General features: G+C 38.3%; 16 protein-coding genes, 1 pseudogene and 1 riboswitch. Of the genes and pseudogenes, 2 read left to right on the top strand and 15 right to left on the bottom strand.

Going from position 1 to position 16,460, the window contains the following annotated elements; genetic code table 11:
• Positions 1-51: 51 nt before the first annotated feature.
• The 15 genes and pseudogenes from EFD62_RS02710 to EFD62_RS02775 all read right to left on the bottom strand — a co-directional run bounded on the left by EFD62_RS02710 (position 52) and on the right by EFD62_RS02775 (position 15,415).
• Positions 52-1,029 carry a M42 family metallopeptidase gene (locus EFD62_RS02710; RefSeq protein ID WP_128705710.1) on the bottom strand — a complete coding sequence of 326 codons (978 nt, stop codon included), beginning with the start codon at positions 1,027-1,029 and terminating at the stop codon, positions 52-54.
• Between the two features lie 48 nt (positions 1,030-1,077).
• Positions 1,078-2,115, bottom strand: a complete 1,038-nt coding sequence (locus EFD62_RS02715) for a M42 family metallopeptidase (RefSeq protein ID WP_069193900.1) — start codon at positions 2,113-2,115, stop codon at positions 1,078-1,080.
• Positions 2,109-3,155 (bottom strand): M42 family metallopeptidase, encoded by a 1,047-nt coding sequence (locus EFD62_RS02720; protein ID WP_128705711.1) that lies wholly within the window; start codon positions 3,153-3,155, stop codon positions 2,109-2,111. Before EFD62_RS02720 ends, EFD62_RS02715 begins: the two co-directional genes overlap by 7 nt.
• A 184-nt stretch (positions 3,156-3,339) precedes the next feature.
• The gene (locus tag EFD62_RS02725) at positions 3,340-5,676 is read right to left on the bottom strand and encodes a DNA internalization-related competence protein ComEC/Rec2 (protein WP_069196266.1); all 2,337 of its coding nucleotides are present in this window, start codon (positions 5,674-5,676) and stop codon (positions 3,340-3,342) included.
• A 72-nt stretch (positions 5,677-5,748) separates the two neighbouring features.
• Complete coding sequence (locus tag EFD62_RS02730; RefSeq protein ID WP_069193902.1) at positions 5,749-6,882, bottom strand: C40 family peptidase; 1,134 nt, start codon at positions 6,880-6,882, stop codon at positions 5,749-5,751.
• Positions 6,883-7,266: 384 nt separating this feature from the next.
• Positions 7,267-7,791 (bottom strand): GNAT family N-acetyltransferase, encoded by a 525-nt coding sequence (locus tag EFD62_RS02735; protein ID WP_069193903.1) that lies wholly within the window; start codon positions 7,789-7,791, stop codon positions 7,267-7,269.
• A gap of 474 nt (positions 7,792-8,265) precedes the next feature.
• Positions 8,266-9,564: a phosphomethylpyrimidine synthase ThiC gene (gene thiC, locus EFD62_RS02740; protein WP_069193904.1), complete on the bottom strand. Its 1,299-nt coding sequence runs from the start codon at positions 9,562-9,564 to the stop codon at positions 8,266-8,268.
• A 5-nt stretch (positions 9,565-9,569) separates the two neighbouring features.
• A complete protein-coding gene (thiE, locus tag EFD62_RS17980) occupies positions 9,570-10,232 on the bottom strand; it encodes a thiamine phosphate synthase (protein ID WP_235832557.1) in 663 nt (220 codons plus the stop codon).
• Between the two features lie 24 nt (positions 10,233-10,256).
• A pseudogene (locus EFD62_RS17985) lies at positions 10,257-10,673 on the bottom strand (thiamine phosphate synthase); the annotation flags it as partial.
• A complete protein-coding gene (thiF, locus tag EFD62_RS02750) occupies positions 10,627-11,274 on the bottom strand; it encodes a sulfur carrier protein ThiS adenylyltransferase ThiF (protein ID WP_069193906.1) in 648 nt (215 codons plus the stop codon). The gene thiF and the pseudogene EFD62_RS17985, both read right to left, overlap by 47 nt.
• A gap of 18 nt (positions 11,275-11,292) precedes the next feature.
• Entirely contained in the window at positions 11,293-12,396 is a 1,104-nt protein-coding gene (gene thiH / locus EFD62_RS02755; protein WP_069193907.1) for a 2-iminoacetate synthase ThiH, read from the bottom strand.
• Between the two features lie 41 nt (positions 12,397-12,437).
• Positions 12,438-13,205 carry a thiazole synthase gene (locus EFD62_RS02760; RefSeq protein ID WP_069193908.1) on the bottom strand — a complete coding sequence of 256 codons (768 nt, stop codon included), beginning with the start codon at positions 13,203-13,205 and terminating at the stop codon, positions 12,438-12,440.
• Positions 13,206-13,210: 5 nt separating this feature from the next.
• Positions 13,211-13,411: a sulfur carrier protein ThiS gene (gene thiS, locus EFD62_RS02765; protein ID WP_069193909.1), complete on the bottom strand. Its 201-nt coding sequence runs from the start codon at positions 13,409-13,411 to the stop codon at positions 13,211-13,213.
• Between the two features lie 78 nt (positions 13,412-13,489).
• Positions 13,490-13,594: riboswitch (TPP riboswitch) on the bottom strand.
• Positions 13,595-13,689: 95 nt separating this feature from the next.
• Positions 13,690-14,268 (bottom strand): ribosome biogenesis GTP-binding protein YihA/YsxC, encoded by a 579-nt coding sequence (yihA, locus tag EFD62_RS02770; protein WP_407921082.1) that lies wholly within the window; start codon positions 14,266-14,268, stop codon positions 13,690-13,692.
• 79 nt (positions 14,269-14,347) lie between these two features.
• Complete coding sequence (locus EFD62_RS02775) at positions 14,348-15,415, bottom strand: hypothetical protein (protein ID WP_069193911.1); 1,068 nt, start codon at positions 15,413-15,415, stop codon at positions 14,348-14,350.
• Positions 15,416-15,618: 203 nt separating this feature from the next.
• Here EFD62_RS02775 and EFD62_RS18210 point away from each other — a divergent pair, with 203 nt between their 5' ends.
• Both EFD62_RS18210 and EFD62_RS02780 read left to right on the top strand, forming a co-directional pair.
• The gene (locus EFD62_RS18210) at positions 15,619-15,744 is read left to right on the top strand and encodes a hypothetical protein (protein ID WP_268919918.1); all 126 of its coding nucleotides are present in this window, start codon (positions 15,619-15,621) and stop codon (positions 15,742-15,744) included.
• A gap of 286 nt (positions 15,745-16,030) precedes the next feature.
• Positions 16,031-16,231, top strand: a complete 201-nt coding sequence (locus tag EFD62_RS02780; protein WP_069193912.1) for a hypothetical protein — start codon at positions 16,031-16,033, stop codon at positions 16,229-16,231.
• Positions 16,232-16,460 lie beyond the last annotated feature (229 nt).

Consider the following 16,460-nt stretch of genomic DNA (forward strand, 5'->3'; position numbering starts at 1 on the left):
TAAAAATACCTCCAGCACCTAGGCAGGAGGTATTTTTATCAAATATCAATATTAGCAAATAGCTTCAACCAATAACCTGACAGCATTATTAATATCGGACATACTGGCGGTCTCTACAGGACTGTGTACGTACCTTACCGGTATGGATATTGCTCCCGATGGTATTCCTCCTGCTGTCAAATGTATTGATCCCGGATCGCTTCCCCCAGCCTCAAGTATTTCCAGTTGATAAGGAATATTTATCCTCTTCGCAGACTCTTCCAGAAGTCTTCTTACTTCCGGATGGCAAAGGACAGAGCGGTCCTTTATTTTAATTGCAGGTCCACCACCGCACTTAACCTCCATAGGATGAGATTCGGGAGTATCTCCTGTCATTGTAACATCCACCGCTATGGCTATATCGGGATTTATACTGAAAGCGGCAGTTCTTGCCCCTCTCAAACCAACCTCTTCCTGAACTGTAAACACAAAGTATATTTCATTATCCGTCTCTTTCAATTCCTTTATTGCCTTTACAACAACAAAGCAGCCACTTCTATTGTCCAACGCCTTCGATATTACGGTGTCTCCCTGCAACACCGTATCACCGACAAAGCAAGCGACATCTCCTACTTGTACCATATTCTTGGCTTCCTCTTTGCTTTTTGCCCCTATATCAATATACATTTTAGACAACTGGAGATTCTTTATATCGTCAAGCTTTTCCTCGTAGTAGACAGCGCCAACAACTCCGTTCTTAAACTTTACCCTTTGACCTATGGAGTCATAGCGGCTTACTCCTCCGATGGCTGAAAACCTCAAAAAGCCATTATCATCTATATATGTAACCATTATGCCGATCTCATCCATGTGAGCTGCCACCATGATTTTTTTCCCCTTGCCCTTTTTGACAGCAATAAGATTTCCTAAAGCATCAACTTTTACTTCATCAACACAGTCCTTAATTTCCTCTTTTATAGCTTCCCTAATTTCTTCTTCATTGCCGGATACTCCAACGATTCCTGTCAGCTTTTTTAGTAAATCGAACATGTTCTATTCCTCCGTTTTTTTATGATTAACATATTTTAGTCAATATGCTTACACGCAAAAGCTTTCAATCAAATTCTCATCGCTACCGAACTCATCTAAAACTGCTTTTACAAGCTTAAGGCAGCTTTCATAATCTTCTCGCTTCATGACCGATACCGGGGAATGTATATACCTGCAAGGAACAGATACCGACGCTACAACCACTCCATCCCGGGTCAATTGGATCTTGCCTGCATCATTTCCCCCTGTCGTAGTTTGCTTGTACTGAACCGGTATGTTTCTATTTTGTGCTGTTTTGCACATGAATTCAACCAGCTTTTTATTAGGATAGGAAGTTCTGTCCATTATGGTAAGCGCCGCGCCCTGCCCCATTACCGTCGAATACTCATGCTCGCGGGCTCCCGGCACATCAGAGCAAGTGGTTCCCTCCACAACAATTGCAATATCAGGATTTACTCTAAAAGCAGCAACGCCTGCACCTCTTAAGCCTATTTCCTCCTGAACGGTAAAGCAGACATACAAATCAAACTGGTATGTCTCTTTTAATATTTCAAGGAGTATAGCACAACCGATACGGTCATCCAGAGCCTTTGCCTTTATACAGCCATCTCCAAACTCAGTATACAGGCTATGAAAAGCTATGTATTCCCCAAGGGGCGCCAGCTTTTCGGCTTCCTCCTTTTTTTCAGCACCAATATCTATATACATATTCTTTTGCTTAATATTATTGCCTCTTTCAGCCTTCTCCTGCAGATGAATAGGTTTTGAGCCTATAACACCAGGGATTCGTTTTTCGCCCACCAGGACTCTCTTTCCGGGAAGTATTCTCTCATCAATTCCGCCAATGCTCGCAAATTTGAGCATACTGTCCTCATATCCCGTTACCATAAATCCAACCTCATCCATGTGAGCGGACAGCATTACTCGATACTTTGATGACGTACCCTTCTTATAACAGATCAGGTTTCCCATTGAGTCCTCAGTAATTTCATCGGCATACTTCTCTGCCTCTTTCTTTATAAATTCTCTTACTTCATCCTCATTTCCGGATACACCGTTTAACTCTGTCAACTCTTTTATCAGCACAATACTTCCTCCATTTCGTTCCCTGTCATTGAAATAAACCTAGCAATCAGTCTTCCGGTATTTTTTATATCATCAATACTTAAAGTCTCTATTACAGTATGCATGTACTTTAGCGGAATTGAAACCAAAAGTGTCGGGATTCCCTCTCTGGAAATCTGTACAGCCCAAGCTTCTGTGCCGGTATCCCCCGGTTCTACATCTATCTGGTACGGTATATTCTCTTCCTTTGCAACTTCAATCATCTTTCTTGAGTACTTTCGATGAAGATTCGGGCCAATAGCCACAGCCGGTCCCTTACCCACTGGAAATACCGATTCCTTCGGCGTACCGGGTATCTGCCCGTGGCAGACATCAATCACTATTGCCAAATCGGGGTTTATATTGTAGGCAGCAATATTGGCACCCCTAAGCCCCACTTCTTCCTGAACCGTTGCCACAAACCAGACATCATCATTATGATTTAACAAAGTCAAGTTTTCCATTATGTCCAGCAAAGCAGCAACACCTGCTCTATTGTCTAGGGATTTCGAGCTAAGCCTGTTATTTTGAAGTACAAAGGGGTCCACCTTAAAAGTTATGATATCTCCTATTGACACATTCTCTCTGACTTCTTCAGCCAAAAGTCCGGTATCTATGACCAAATCTTCCATTTTAACCGCCTTTTTTATCTCTTCAGCGGTCAATAAATGCGGAGGCTTTGCTCCTATAATACCGTATATCTCCTTCTTGCCATGAATTATTACCTCTTGGGCCAAAAGAACCTTACTGTCGACACCCCCAATGTTTGACACAGTCACAAATCCCTTTTCATCAATGCTTTTTACTATCAAACCTATTTCGTCAATATGGGCTGTAACCATAATCCTTCTACCTAAGCCGCCTTTGCCCTTTTTTATCCCGATAACATTATAGAATTCATCTATTTCTACACTGTCACAGTATTTTTCGAACATCTTTGCAATGTACCCGGAAAGCTTGTCTTCCCGCCCGGATACCCCGGGATATGTACTTAAATCCTTTAATATATTTATATAATCCATGTGTTCACCCCGCCAAGTCCTAGAATAATTATTTAAAACCATACTCTATAAATTATAACAAATAAAATGGGATTTATTTATTATTTAAACTGTTAAATTTTATAACACTTCAATTCAAAGAAAACTTTTCTTCAAACGAAATTTTTTCTTATATCATATTTAATAATTCACTATATTTAATAATTCACTCAACACTTTTTCTTAACCTTATTTTTTCACCATAAGTCTTTAATATTATAGCTCCCGATATATCAGTTCTCAAAACATATATATTCCTTATATCCATACGATCAAGAACCTCTTTTGAAGGATGCCCAAAATTATTCTTACCCACGCTTATAACCGCTACATCGGGATTAACCGTATCTAAAAATGCCTCCGTTGAAGATGTGGATGAACCGTGGTGAGCCACCTTCAGTACATCCGCCTCGAGATTTGCCTTATCTTCATAAAGCAGTCTCTCCGCTTCCTTTTCAATATCGCCCGTAAACAGTATGCTTACATCCTTAAAATTGAGTTTTAAAACCAAAGAATTGTTGTTTATGTTGGACTCATCGATATAAGAACCTTCCTTTGGGTGCAAAACCTCAATATATGTTCTGTTGTCAAGTGTGATGACATCGCCCTTCTCGCACTTTTCAACGGAAATCTTTCTCTTATTGGCTATTTCAACTGTATCTAACAACCCCTCATCAATATCAACATCGGGAATTATTAGACTCCCTACCTTGAAGTTTTCAAGCACAGAAAGAAGTCCTTTATAATGGTCGTCATGTCCATGAGTCACAACCACAAGGTCAATCTTCGTTGTGCCATAGTCTAAAAGGAAGGGCACAACAGTGTTTTCTCCAGCGCTTTCCGGTCCCCCGTCAATCAATACCGTCTTGCCGCTAAAGGTTCTGATAAAAGCACCATCTCCCTGTCCAACGTCCAAAAACACTACTTCCATTCCTTTGGGCCATAAGATATTAAGCACTATTAACATTATAGATACAACCCCTGCCAATGTGCAATACTTATAGTTTAGCTTTACCTTGTATTTTGGCTTGTACCAGAATAAAAACAGTATCACGATATAGTAAACTATTACAAGGGCTATGGACGGTGTTGATACGGTTATGACTGAGTAAGGCAGCTCTGCTGTCGTCTTTGTCACAAAAAGTACAAAGCTTAAAAGAGCATTGTTGCAATAACCTATCAATACAGAAAAAATGATATGTATCTGCCCCAGGAGAGCCATCAAAGACCCCATAATTGTAATAAATTCCACTACAGGTGCAACTATGAGGTTTGATAAAATTGAGACCAGTGATATTTTATTGAAGTAAAATACCGTTACCGGCAATACTCCTATTTGGGCTGCTAGTGTAGATCCCAATACATCCGTTATAAATTCCGGAAGAAAGCTGAAATTCAGCATGTTTTTCAAATTGGGGTAAAACAGAACCAGCGAAATTGTTGCTGCAAATGACAATTGAAACCCAATATTAAATAGACTTCCGGGATTGCAAAGAAGCAGCAAAATTGCTGCAAAAGCAATGCTGGTAAAAATCTCTGTCTCCCTTTTTAGTATCTGACCAACAAGGATGACTATTGCCATTATTACCGCACGCAATACGGAGGGTTCAAATCCTGTTATGAAGGTAAACATAACTAGGATGCCTATTATTATAATATTGTAGACGTCTTGTCTAAGCCTTAGCTTCTTAAAAGCAAAAATGAGAGGCAACATTATAAAGGCGACGTTGGCTCCAGAAACCGCCATTAGGTGCGTTAATCCGGAACGACTGAAAACGTCTTCTACTTCATCGGTAAGCCCTTCCCTGTAGCCTATCAACATACCGTTCAACAACCCAGCCTGCTGAGGTGGCAAACTTTGATTTATAACATTAACAATCCTTTCCCTTATGCTAAGGCCAGCTTTGACAAATATATTACCTTTAACACTATCCTGTAGGTGAATATTTCTATCCACAACAAAGATAGTGGCAGATACTCCCGAATGGTTCAGATATTTTCTATAATCAAATCCTCTGGGATTGGTCTTTCCTTTGGGAATGTTTATCTTACCCGATACTTTAATTTCCCTTCCATACTCAAAAAGCTGAATATCATTACTTTTCTGCATGGAAAGCAGAACTTTTCCCCGAACCTTCTTTTTCTGGCCTAAATCCTCCTTTGGCCAGATTTCCTCAGTCTTAATTATGTATCTAATTGTTGAATCCCTTATCTCCGGTGTCGAATCAACATATCCCTTTATTACAACATTCTTTCCGACAAACTCTTCGTATTTAGCAAGATTGCGGTTATAGCTATATAAATAATATACCGCTCCAATAATGTAAAACAAAGCAATTCCAACAATAATAAATTTGCTGTTATCCCTGTCCTTCAATAGAACAAACGCAATCATAGCAAGTATTGCACAGGACAAAAATGCAAATAAATAAGAATGCGTTAAATTGGTGCAAATAATTCCGGCAATAAGAGATAAACTAAAGCAAACTAGCGGTCTTTTCATTGTGTACCTTAAAAGCTCCTTCAAGGAAGGAGCTTTCCCTCAAATTTCACATATAGTTTTTTAGTTAAACCTCTAATTCAAAACTCTTCTTGCTGTCATGTAGCTGTTGGCATAAAATCCGCTCGTAAGATCACTTATAACAACGCCTCTTTTGCTACTTCCCGACGATGCATGAATAAACATTCCTTCACCTATGTATATACCTACATGATTAATATAATTATGTCCTCCATTAGTATCGAAAAAGACAAGATCTCCGGGCAACAAATCACCTTTTGAAATTCGTGTACCCTGATTTGCCTGGCTTGCCGCAACTCTTTCAAGACTAACACCAAAGTTGCTAAACACATATTTTACATATCCGGAGCAATCAAATCCCTGAGAAGGAGAATTCCCTCCATATACATACTTTACTCCTAAAAACTTCTTGGAATATTCAACAACCTGTCCCCGCACACTGGATACATCGCTGTTATTAGGAGCCGCCATTGTAGAATCCTCGGCAATTCCACTCCTTGAAGCAATGGCAGTATTATCAATTACATATGTACTGGAAACCCAACCTGTAGAACCGTTTGCCAGCTTGATTTGATACCAGCCGGCCTTTTCATTTACTATATTCACCTTTGTACCATTTTGAAGCTTACCAACAACACTATAGGAAACATCCGCTCCTTCTCTCACATTTAAGACTGAAGCTTTTACAATTCCTGTTTTCACAACGGCGTTTTCAGCTTTTTCTTCGGCTGTAGCCCTTTGACTTGCTTTAAGAATAGTTTCATCAATTACTTGATTGGATGAAGAATTATTTTCAGTAGAATTGATGGTAGTAGAATTATTCGATGAAGTATTAGTTGAATTATCGGTTGAAGAAGAACCCTTATTTAAGGTTGCCGTTAACGTCTCATCAACAACGGCTGACTTAGGTGTTTCTGTTATTTTAACGTAAGAACTGTAAATCCATCCTGTCTTGCCATTATACGAAACTTTATACCAGCCGTTTGAGGTTTCTATTATATCAACTTTACTTCCATTAGGAATCTGATCTATGACTTTTGTGGAAGTATTGGGATTTGCGCGCATATTAAGCATGGTTGCAGTAGTCACACCTGTCTTATTCTGTTGTGCAAAAGAAGTGCATGTCCACAAAGAAACTGATAGAGCTGAAGCTGTTATGTACACAAAAACCTTATTAAACTTTAACATACTTTATCCTCCGTTTCTCTCATTCCTACCCCTTTAACATATTTAGACAATTAAGTAAATTGTCAAACTAACACTCTGCTAATAAAATTCTGTTAATAACGTTCACATGAATACAGATATTATATATTTCTGATTTCCATTTGTCAAATAATCGGTCGTAAATTTGTAAATTATTCTTAAAAGAACACCCCTGTAGTTTAATTATAAGCAATCGTTTACGTTGTTTATATAGTCCATTATATAGTCCATATGTACCAAGCTCATGGGAGACTATATAGTATTTATCGACAATTTCCATGAGTCTCTGAACCTATCAGCAAGAAAATATGCTGATAATTTGAAATAATAAAGTATTGTTGGTGAAACTTCTACTATCTATGATGTTTATATTTCTCTACACATAATTACTATGTTCTCACATTTATTCTTAGAACTATAATCTCTTTTTATCTTTTTTACTGTCCTAAAGCTCTGTTGCTTCCAGAAAAGCATTCCTTTAATGTTCTCTTCTGCTACCGAAAGATACACACTGTCCGCCTTGCTGCATTTCTTCATATGCTCAATAAGCAGATTCACCGTTTTTCTGCCATATCCCTTTCTTTGAAATCCCGGGTCTATTAATATGGAATTAATCCATGCCGACGAATTTCCATCACTTTTCAACTGACCTTTTAGGACGCCGATCATTTCACCTGATGCTCGTATGTATATTCCCGCAAAAAACTCTTTTGAAGAAGCCCGACTTATTAAATATCTGCTTAACATTTCCCTAAGGGTTATGGGCTCATAAATACCTGTAGCAAAAGAGAAATCATTAATATTATTGTACCATTTTAACAAATGCGGCAAATCGTCTATTTTTAGATCTCTAAGGTATATTTCCCTACCGTCAATGTTTAAAGGATACATTAGGCCCCCTCAACAATCCATTAAGAATAAAAATACATATCTCCACATATTATATATTTCTTCATAATCAACTGAAAATCCTTTAAAAAATCCTTAAAAAGTGCTTTTTTTTGCGATTTGGAAATACATCTTATATAAAATACATAAAATCTTATCTTTCGATTTGTAATATTTTCACCAAAAAACAAGACCTGTTTTTCTTAATTATTGTTCAGTTTACCAGTTAACTAAAGTACATAGATGTAATATACTAATAATGTACTTAAAAAACTTTTTTAACATACTTTTTCCTCTATACATTAATATATACCTGCGGCGTAGTTAATTAGCTGCAGTTTTTTGTTTAAAACTTTAAGCAAGCTCCTTAAATTAATATAAATAGAAAAGAAAAACGATGATATGAAATAAACAAGGGGTTATCCCCCTTGCCCCCTTGATTTTTCATTCCTCGGAAAAAATTCTATATTTTTCGCTTCAAAGAATATTTATATTTTCACCTTTAAGAGCCTTGTTTGTGTTCCTTATGGCACACATCTTGCCACACATGGTGCAGGTATCTTCATCTTCAGGTATTGAGCTTTTTCGATACTTCTCTGCTTTTTCGTTATCTATCGCAAGTTCAAACATCCTGTTCCAGTCAAGGTTTTTCCTTGCCTCGCTCATCCGGTAATCCCAATCTCTGGCACCCTTAATACCCTTTGCTATATCAGCTGCATGGGCCGCAATCCTGGCCGCTATAATTCCCTCCTTCATATCATCTATATCCGGCAGTCTCAGATGCTCTGCAGGAGTAACATAACATAGAAAATCCGCACCGCTTGCAGCTGCAATAGCTCCACCAATAGCACTGGTTATGTGGTCATATCCCGGAGCAATATCCGTAACAATCGGTCCTAAAACATAGAAAGGCGCACCATGGCAAAGCCTTTTTTCCAAAACCATATTTGCCGCAATTTCGTTTATTGCCATATGTCCCGGGCCCTCAATCATAACCTGTACGTTATTATCCCATGCTCTTTTTGTAAGCTCCCCTAAAACAATAAGCTCCTGTATCTGCGCCGCATCGGTGGAATCATTTATGCTTCCCGGTCTTAATGCATCCCCAAGACTTATAGTCACATCATACTTTTCAAATATCTGAAGAAGTCTGTCATATTGTTCGTAGAAGGGGTTTTCATTTCCTGTAAGCTCCATCCATGCAAATATCAAAGATCCCCCTCGCGATACGATATTGGTAAGTCTTCCGTTTTCTTTAAATCTCCTGGCGGTTTCCCGATTAATACCGGCATGTATTGTCATAAAATCGACACCGTCTTCGGCATGCTTTTCGACAACCTCAAAAAACTCTTCAGCAGTAATGTCCCTAAGATCCTTATCATAAAACCCAACTGCATCATATACCGGCACAGTACCTATCATTGCAGGAGACATTTCCACAAGCTGCTGCCTAAACTCCCTTGTTTTGCCGTAAGAACTCAAATCCATTATTGCCTCTGCTTTAAGCTCAATTGCCTTTTTAGCCTTTTCGAATTCAGATTCAAAATTACAGCAATCTTTTGATATTCCTAGATTAACGTTGATTTTTGTCCTTAAACCTTCTCCTATCCCCTCAGGGACAAGATTTTTGTGGTTCTTGTTTGCCGGTATAATCACCTTGCCTAGGGCAACAAGCTTTAGCAATTCTTCAACTTTTATATCCTCTTTTTGTGCCACTATTTTCATTTCATCGGTTATTATTCCTTTTTTTGCAGCATCCATCTGAGTTGTATACATTTTTATTAAACTCCTCTCGAAATCTTTGATTTTACTCTGCGAATTATCTCTTCAATATCCTCTGCACCTACAATCTCGGTAACCATAGCTATACATCCTGCTCCCCGGGCCAAAACCTCACCCATGTTGTGCTCCTTTATACCACCTATGGCGACATAGGGAATCCTTATGTTTTTTATCACATAGTCAAGATACTCAAGCCCCACAGGTTCACAGACATCGTCTTTGGTATACGTTCTATAAAGAGGACCCACACCTATATAATCAGCTCCGCGCCTTGCCGCATCCTCTGCCTGCTCCGGAGAATGAGTGGATATCCCTATAATCATTTCCTCACCCACAAGCTCTCTTACCCTTTCTATAGGAAGATCATCCTGTCCTATATGCACTCCGTCGGCCTTCACCATCATTGCCATATCAATATTGTCGTTCACAATAAATGTAACACCCGAAGCTAAAGTCATTTCCCTTATTTTTAGGCATTCATTGTATTTTTCCAGAAGACTCTTCTTCTTTTCTCTATACTGAATTACTTTTACTCCGGCCTTTATCATCTTCTCAACCACCTCAATATTGCCGCGCCCCTTCGAATGTTCTTCCGACGTAATGCAATAAAGTCCGGTAATTATTTCATTCAATTTGCTCCTCAATCCATTTTTGTCAATCATGACTTTAAAATACTCCTTTTCAAGGCCATATACCTCAAACCTGTAGCCTTCATATAATTTGGAAAGCTCATTTTCTTTAAGAACCTTGAGGCTCTCCTCTATAGTCCTTAAAGCCTCCTGAATCCGCTTGAAATTGGCTTGGGCAAGCTCAGTAAGCGAATTTTTCATGTCAATATCGAGTTCCAATGATGTTTTTAAGCCCACATCATTCACCGAATCCCTGCTTTTTATAAGGTTTGGGATCAGCTTTGAGACATTCTTTCTTACATCATGCCTCAATTCCTTAAGCCTTTTTGAAAAAAGTCTGTCATTGTAATAGAACCTTGCCAGATCTTCCAAAACCCTGAGCCCCTCCGACGCTCTGTTTACATTGGCATCCAGCACCCTATAAAGATTATCCAACCCCATCACCTCTTCTAAAGTTAGAATCCCTATCATCATTAATAAAATAGCTCAAAATCAAATCTGCCTGTTTTGCAGCGGCAATATTAACTCTGGGAGAAATGGGAGGTACGCCTTCTGTAACCTCATTCACAAAATCCCCGATTATGTAAAACTTATCATTCATCTGGCGAATTCTTATTTCATCACTGTTTCCCCAACCAGCAAGTCCTGACGCACAGACAAAGAACTTTCCCGACGAAGAAAAACTCTCCACCATCATGATTTTGCACTCCACCTTGTCGAAGGCCTCCACCACAGCATCACAGTCATCAAACAGCATCCTGGCATTATTTTTATCAACCCTTTGCTGTATTGCCTCTATCCTGATATCAGGGTTGATTCTTGATAGATTCTCCTTTAAAGCCAAAACCTTGGGATACCCCAATTGGTCCATGAAGAAAAATTGCCTGTTCAGATTGGATGACTCCACCAAGTCAAAATCCACTATTTTGAAATATTTAAAACCGCTTCTTACAAGATGTAAAGCACAATTAGATCCCAGTCCTCCAGCCCCAGCAATCCCTACCTTGACTTTACTAAGTCTTTGAAGCCTTTCCTTGCCGAGATAGGACATAAGCCCTTTTTCAAATTCATTCATAAATACCTCCAAAACTCTCTATATTGCTTGCCAATCTTTAAATACCGGCTGATAACCCTTGCTGTAAATCATTTCCTTCATCTCTTCCACATTTCGCTTGTCGCTAATATCAAACTGTCCCTCGCTTTTATTCTCAAGGCTATGTCCCCCAACCTCGGTACTTGACGCTGCAGACATTTTGGTAACTCCCAGACCTATAAGATTGTTCCTCAGCCTCTCACTCTCCCTTGTGGAAATTGTTATCCCCGCCCTTGGCATAAATAACCTATAGGATATCATTATCTGTACCAGATCCCTGTCCTCCACCTTGCAGTCAGGCATAAAACTTCCACAATGAGGCCTTATTCTCGGAAGGGATAAGCTTATTTCTACATCCGTATATTTGTCTTGGAGATAATCCGCATGAATTCCTGCGTAAAATGCTTCTGTTCGCCAGTCATGAAGTCCAAACAGGGCACCGATATTTACACTTCGCATCGATGCTCTACACGCCCTTTCCGGTGCATCAATCCTGTGTAAGTAATTTCTTTTGGGACCCTTTAAATGGAGCATCTTATATTTTTCTTCGTTATATACCTCCTGATAGAGGGTAATACCATCAACGCCGGCATCTATAAGCTGAACATACTCATTTTCCTCAAGAGGATAGACCTCTATTGATATGGATCTAAAATACTTTCGAAGGATTTTGACACATTCTTTTATGTATTGAACAGAACTTTCCTTTCGAGATTCTCCTGTTAGGATGAGAATATGTCTAAGACCCGTAGATGAAATTGCCTTGGCCTCTTTTTCAACCTCTTCTAAAGTGAGTTTTCTTCTCTTTATACTGTTGGTTATATTAAAACCGCAATATACGCACTGATTTACACAATAATTTGCAAGATACATCGGTGTGTACAGGAATATGACCTTTCCAAAATTCTGTAATGTAAGCTTCTTTGCTTTTTGAGCCAGAGGTTCCAGGTAATTTGCTGCTTTTTCTGAAAGAAGCATTAGAAAATCAAGCTCTGTAAGCCTGTCTTTATTCATTATGTTGACAATATCTCGGTCGGTTACCTTATTGAAAAAACCTTCAAAATCAAAATTCTTGTACTCCAGATACCTTTCATAAAAGCTCATGATTCATTCCCCATTTACTATGCAAATAATTTATTATCCTATCATGCAAGGAACCCTGTAAGAGGCGATGAAGCTTCTGCGTATTCCTTTACCGGACCTGTGCCGGAAAGAAAGGCTTTTCTTCCAGCCATGACCGCATTGGCAAAAGCTTCGGCCATTACTACAGGGTCTCCTGCTGTGGCAATAGCTGTATTTACCAAAACGGCTGCTGCGCCAATCTCCATAGCTTCACAGGCCTCAGATGGTTTTCCTATCCCGGCATCCACTATCACAGGAATATCAATTTCATGAATCAGGATTTTCACCATTTCCCTGGTCCTAAGTCCTTTATTGGTCCCTATCGGAGCCCCCAACGGCATTACTGCAGCAGCACCTGCATCTTTTAGTCTTCTAGCATCCATAAGGTCAGGATTGATATAAGGAAGCACCGTAAACCCCTCTCGGACAAGCATCTCAGTTGCCCTTATAGTTTCCATGTTGTCCGGAAGAAGATACCTATTGTCCGATATAACCTCAATCTTAATAAAATTGCCGCATCCTGAAGCTCTGGCAATCCTTGCAATTCTCACAGCCTCTTCGGCATTTCTTGCACCGGAGGTATTGGGCATAAGAATGCAATCCTTCGGTATGTATTTGAGCATATTTTCCTCATCAGAATCAAAGTCAATCCTTCTGAGAGCTGTAGTGACAACCTGAGCTCCTGACATCTTTATCACATCAGGAATTATACTATTTGCAGGAAATTTGCCGGTACCAATGAAAAGTCTGCTGCTAATTTCCCTGCCTCCAATCGTCAATTTGTCGTCCATTTATCTCATCCTCCCCCCACAAATCTCAATACTTCAAGTTTGTCGTTCTCCTTTAGGACGACACTATCCCATTCTTCCTTTCGAAGAACCTTCCGGTTGTATTCAATTACTATACTTTCCGGTTCAAGACCTTTGCTCTGAATCAAGTCCATAAGTGCTGTCTTTTCACCTATCTCAGTTTGTTTGCCGTTTAAAGTTATAATCAATACCATCACCCCCAATAAAATTTAAATGTAATACAACTAAAAAACGCCTATCCCGAAGGATAAGCGTCAATAGACAAAACACAGTATTAAAAGCTTCCCTCCGGCAGTATTAACCGCATCAGGTTCAAAGGGTTAAGAGACAAAAATCTCTTTCTCAGCCTAACGGCACCCCTAGCAAAAATATTATTTTTTGTTCATTATATACCAATGACAATAGGTTGTAAAGCTAAAAATATGCATTTTGGAAAATACATGATTCTATAAAATTCTATAAAATTCTATAGAATTTCTTCCCACAATTCATCTCTTCCCTGCTTTGTTTCGGAAGAAAAAGGGATAATTTTTATGTGTTCTTCAAGCTTTAAAGTACTGCGTATATCCGAAATTCTCTCCTTTATTTTGGAGCGTGGCACCTTGTCAAGCTTTGTAGCCACAATCACATAGGACCTTTCCATGCTTTTTAGCCACTCATGCATAAGAATATCATCAGAAGTTGGCGAATGCCTGATATCCACCAGCAAAAATATCTTCCTTAGCTGTTTTCTTTCTGACAGATAGGTTTCAATTACATCTTTCCAACTGGCTTTCATAGACTTTGACACCTTTGCAAAACCATATCCCGGAAGATCGACAAAATAAAGTTGATCATCAATATTGTAAAAATTTATCAACCTGGTTTTCCCCGGTGTTGCAGCAACCCTTGCGAGATTCTTCCTGTTCAACATCGCATTTATGAGTGATGACTTACCTACATTGGACCTACCCACAAAGGTAACCTCCGGTATATCATTTTTCGGATATTGGTCCGGTTTTACAGCCGTAATCTCATATCTTGCATTGTTTAAATTCAAACTCATCTTCATCACTCCTTATAATAACTTGTGTATTGGCAAAATTGTAACACAAACGGTATTATAACATTTATCCGGAAAATATTTAAGTACCTTTGAGATAGTTTATATACTCTTGGATCCCACCATTAAAGATTCTGTTGATTTTATTGCCAAAAAAGCTTTGATACTTCATGGTTGCGGTTTCGCTGTTAAGAAGCACCACATCAATAGAAAGTCTCCTGTCCTTCCTATGCCGAAGCTTCAACTCACAGATTTTAAGAAGGTGCTTGAATTCATAATCTGCCTGAGGAAGTGAATACCCGATAAAAACCCACTTTTCAGAGTTTGTCAGCATATCCTCAGCTTCACCCCATATATTCGGATAGGAGTTTGCCCTGAAGGATTTTCTGTAATTTTGAGTTGCAATATGAGCTGAAACAGCATCCCCGCATATAAAGCATGGTAACTCCTCTAGAAGCTCCTTATCCGACACCCCCTTCATCTCATTGAACAACTCAAAATCAGATCTTTTAATCCCTACTTTTCTTATTGTAGACACCTTAGACATTGTATCGTTTATCAACACCCTGCAATTGTCGCAATAAAGCCAATTGCAAGATCCGTGTATCTTTACAATTTTGGTTCTTCTGCTCTCACCCCTTTCATCTTTAAAACCACGGTCTCCCGTCAGATACTTACCGCCATTGCAGTAATCAATCATTATCCCTTGGTCAATCATAGAAATATATTTTTCCAACACCGTATCCCAATTTAGTACCAAAAAACCCGTATGCTCAAGCCCAGCTCCAATAAAAAACCTTATGAGTTTCTCTACCTCATAGGAATATGTGAAGCTGTCTTCTAAAATCGTGAAAATTCTATAAATTATTAACCTTTTTAAGGCGCGAAGGTGAATCGGAGAATATTTTATCCCTAAATGATGCTCTGAATTTGTAGATATATCCATACAAGTAAGCAAATCATCCAGTTCCGGGTATATATCCTTCTCAAAGCCAAATACATCCCTCATAAACCCTTCCAGCACAAGGGAGATACCGCGTTCAAAATCGTTATTTTCTCTATCCTTTGTCAATAAAGCAGGCATTTCAGATTGTATGGGCACTCCAGAATTCTTTGAAAAGCCTGCACCAAGTATTAATGTTGTGTTCATGTCATCTCCGTAAGTATTATTTTTTTACGTATAACCGATAAGATACATTTTTATTTTTTCATAACAATGATATATTTATTAGATATTGATGTAATTTTTTTATCTATAATCTCCTATTACCAATTCTTCTGCCTTTTTCTTAATTGATTTTGTACACATTTTATGATAAAATTCATTATTATTGGTGGAGGTGATAGTAAAATATGTGGCAGACATGGGTTTATTTATTTGCTGTGATTGCTATTTTGGCTCTTTCATTCTTTTTCCTTATGCGTTCTGTTGATAAAAAACTTGACGGCTTAAAAGCAAAAACAAAAAAGAAAAGATAAAATTACTGAATAAAGCTTAAGATAATAAAACTATAGACATTTAGGTTCAGTTGTCTTAAGCTTTATTTACGTACATATTCTCACGTGGTTTTCAATTGTATACATGTCTATTATGGTCCTATTTCACTATAAAAATCTTGATATAAAAACCCTCAGATGCTATAATTTACTTATAATATATAGAAAACATATATATAGAAAACATAATACCAATATACGTTCTTAATATATAGATATTCATTATGATTATATTTACATAAAGTTTTTATTAATGGGAGGAGTATTTATGGAATCAACTCAACGCAACAAAGAGATGATCACAAAATTCAATGAAATTCAAGAGGAAATTTTGAGAATTGGCTGGAACGGTATAATTCAAAAGTATCACCCAGATATTAATTGTGAAGACGAGAATTCCGCCAAAACCTTCAAAATGTACAAATCCATCTATGAGAACATGAAAAAACGCGTTATTGTTAATCCCTAGTTTGCATTTTGATTAACCGGATATTTTTGGCAGGTATATAATTTAAAGTCTGAAGGCAAAGAGCTACATTCTCCTTTATGCCTTCAGACTTATATATTTTATGGCAGATTAAACGTATTCCCACGTATTATCCGCTTCGGTGATATTTCAATACACAGTTTAAATGAATTCCAAAAAACAACCGTGAGTTCCGCTTTTGTCGGCAACAAAATACAGCAATATAGCTCGT

The sequence above is a fragment of the Acetivibrio mesophilus genome, assembly GCF_004102745.1.
Lineage (GTDB): Bacteria > Bacillota > Clostridia > Acetivibrionales > Acetivibrionaceae > Hungateiclostridium > Hungateiclostridium mesophilum.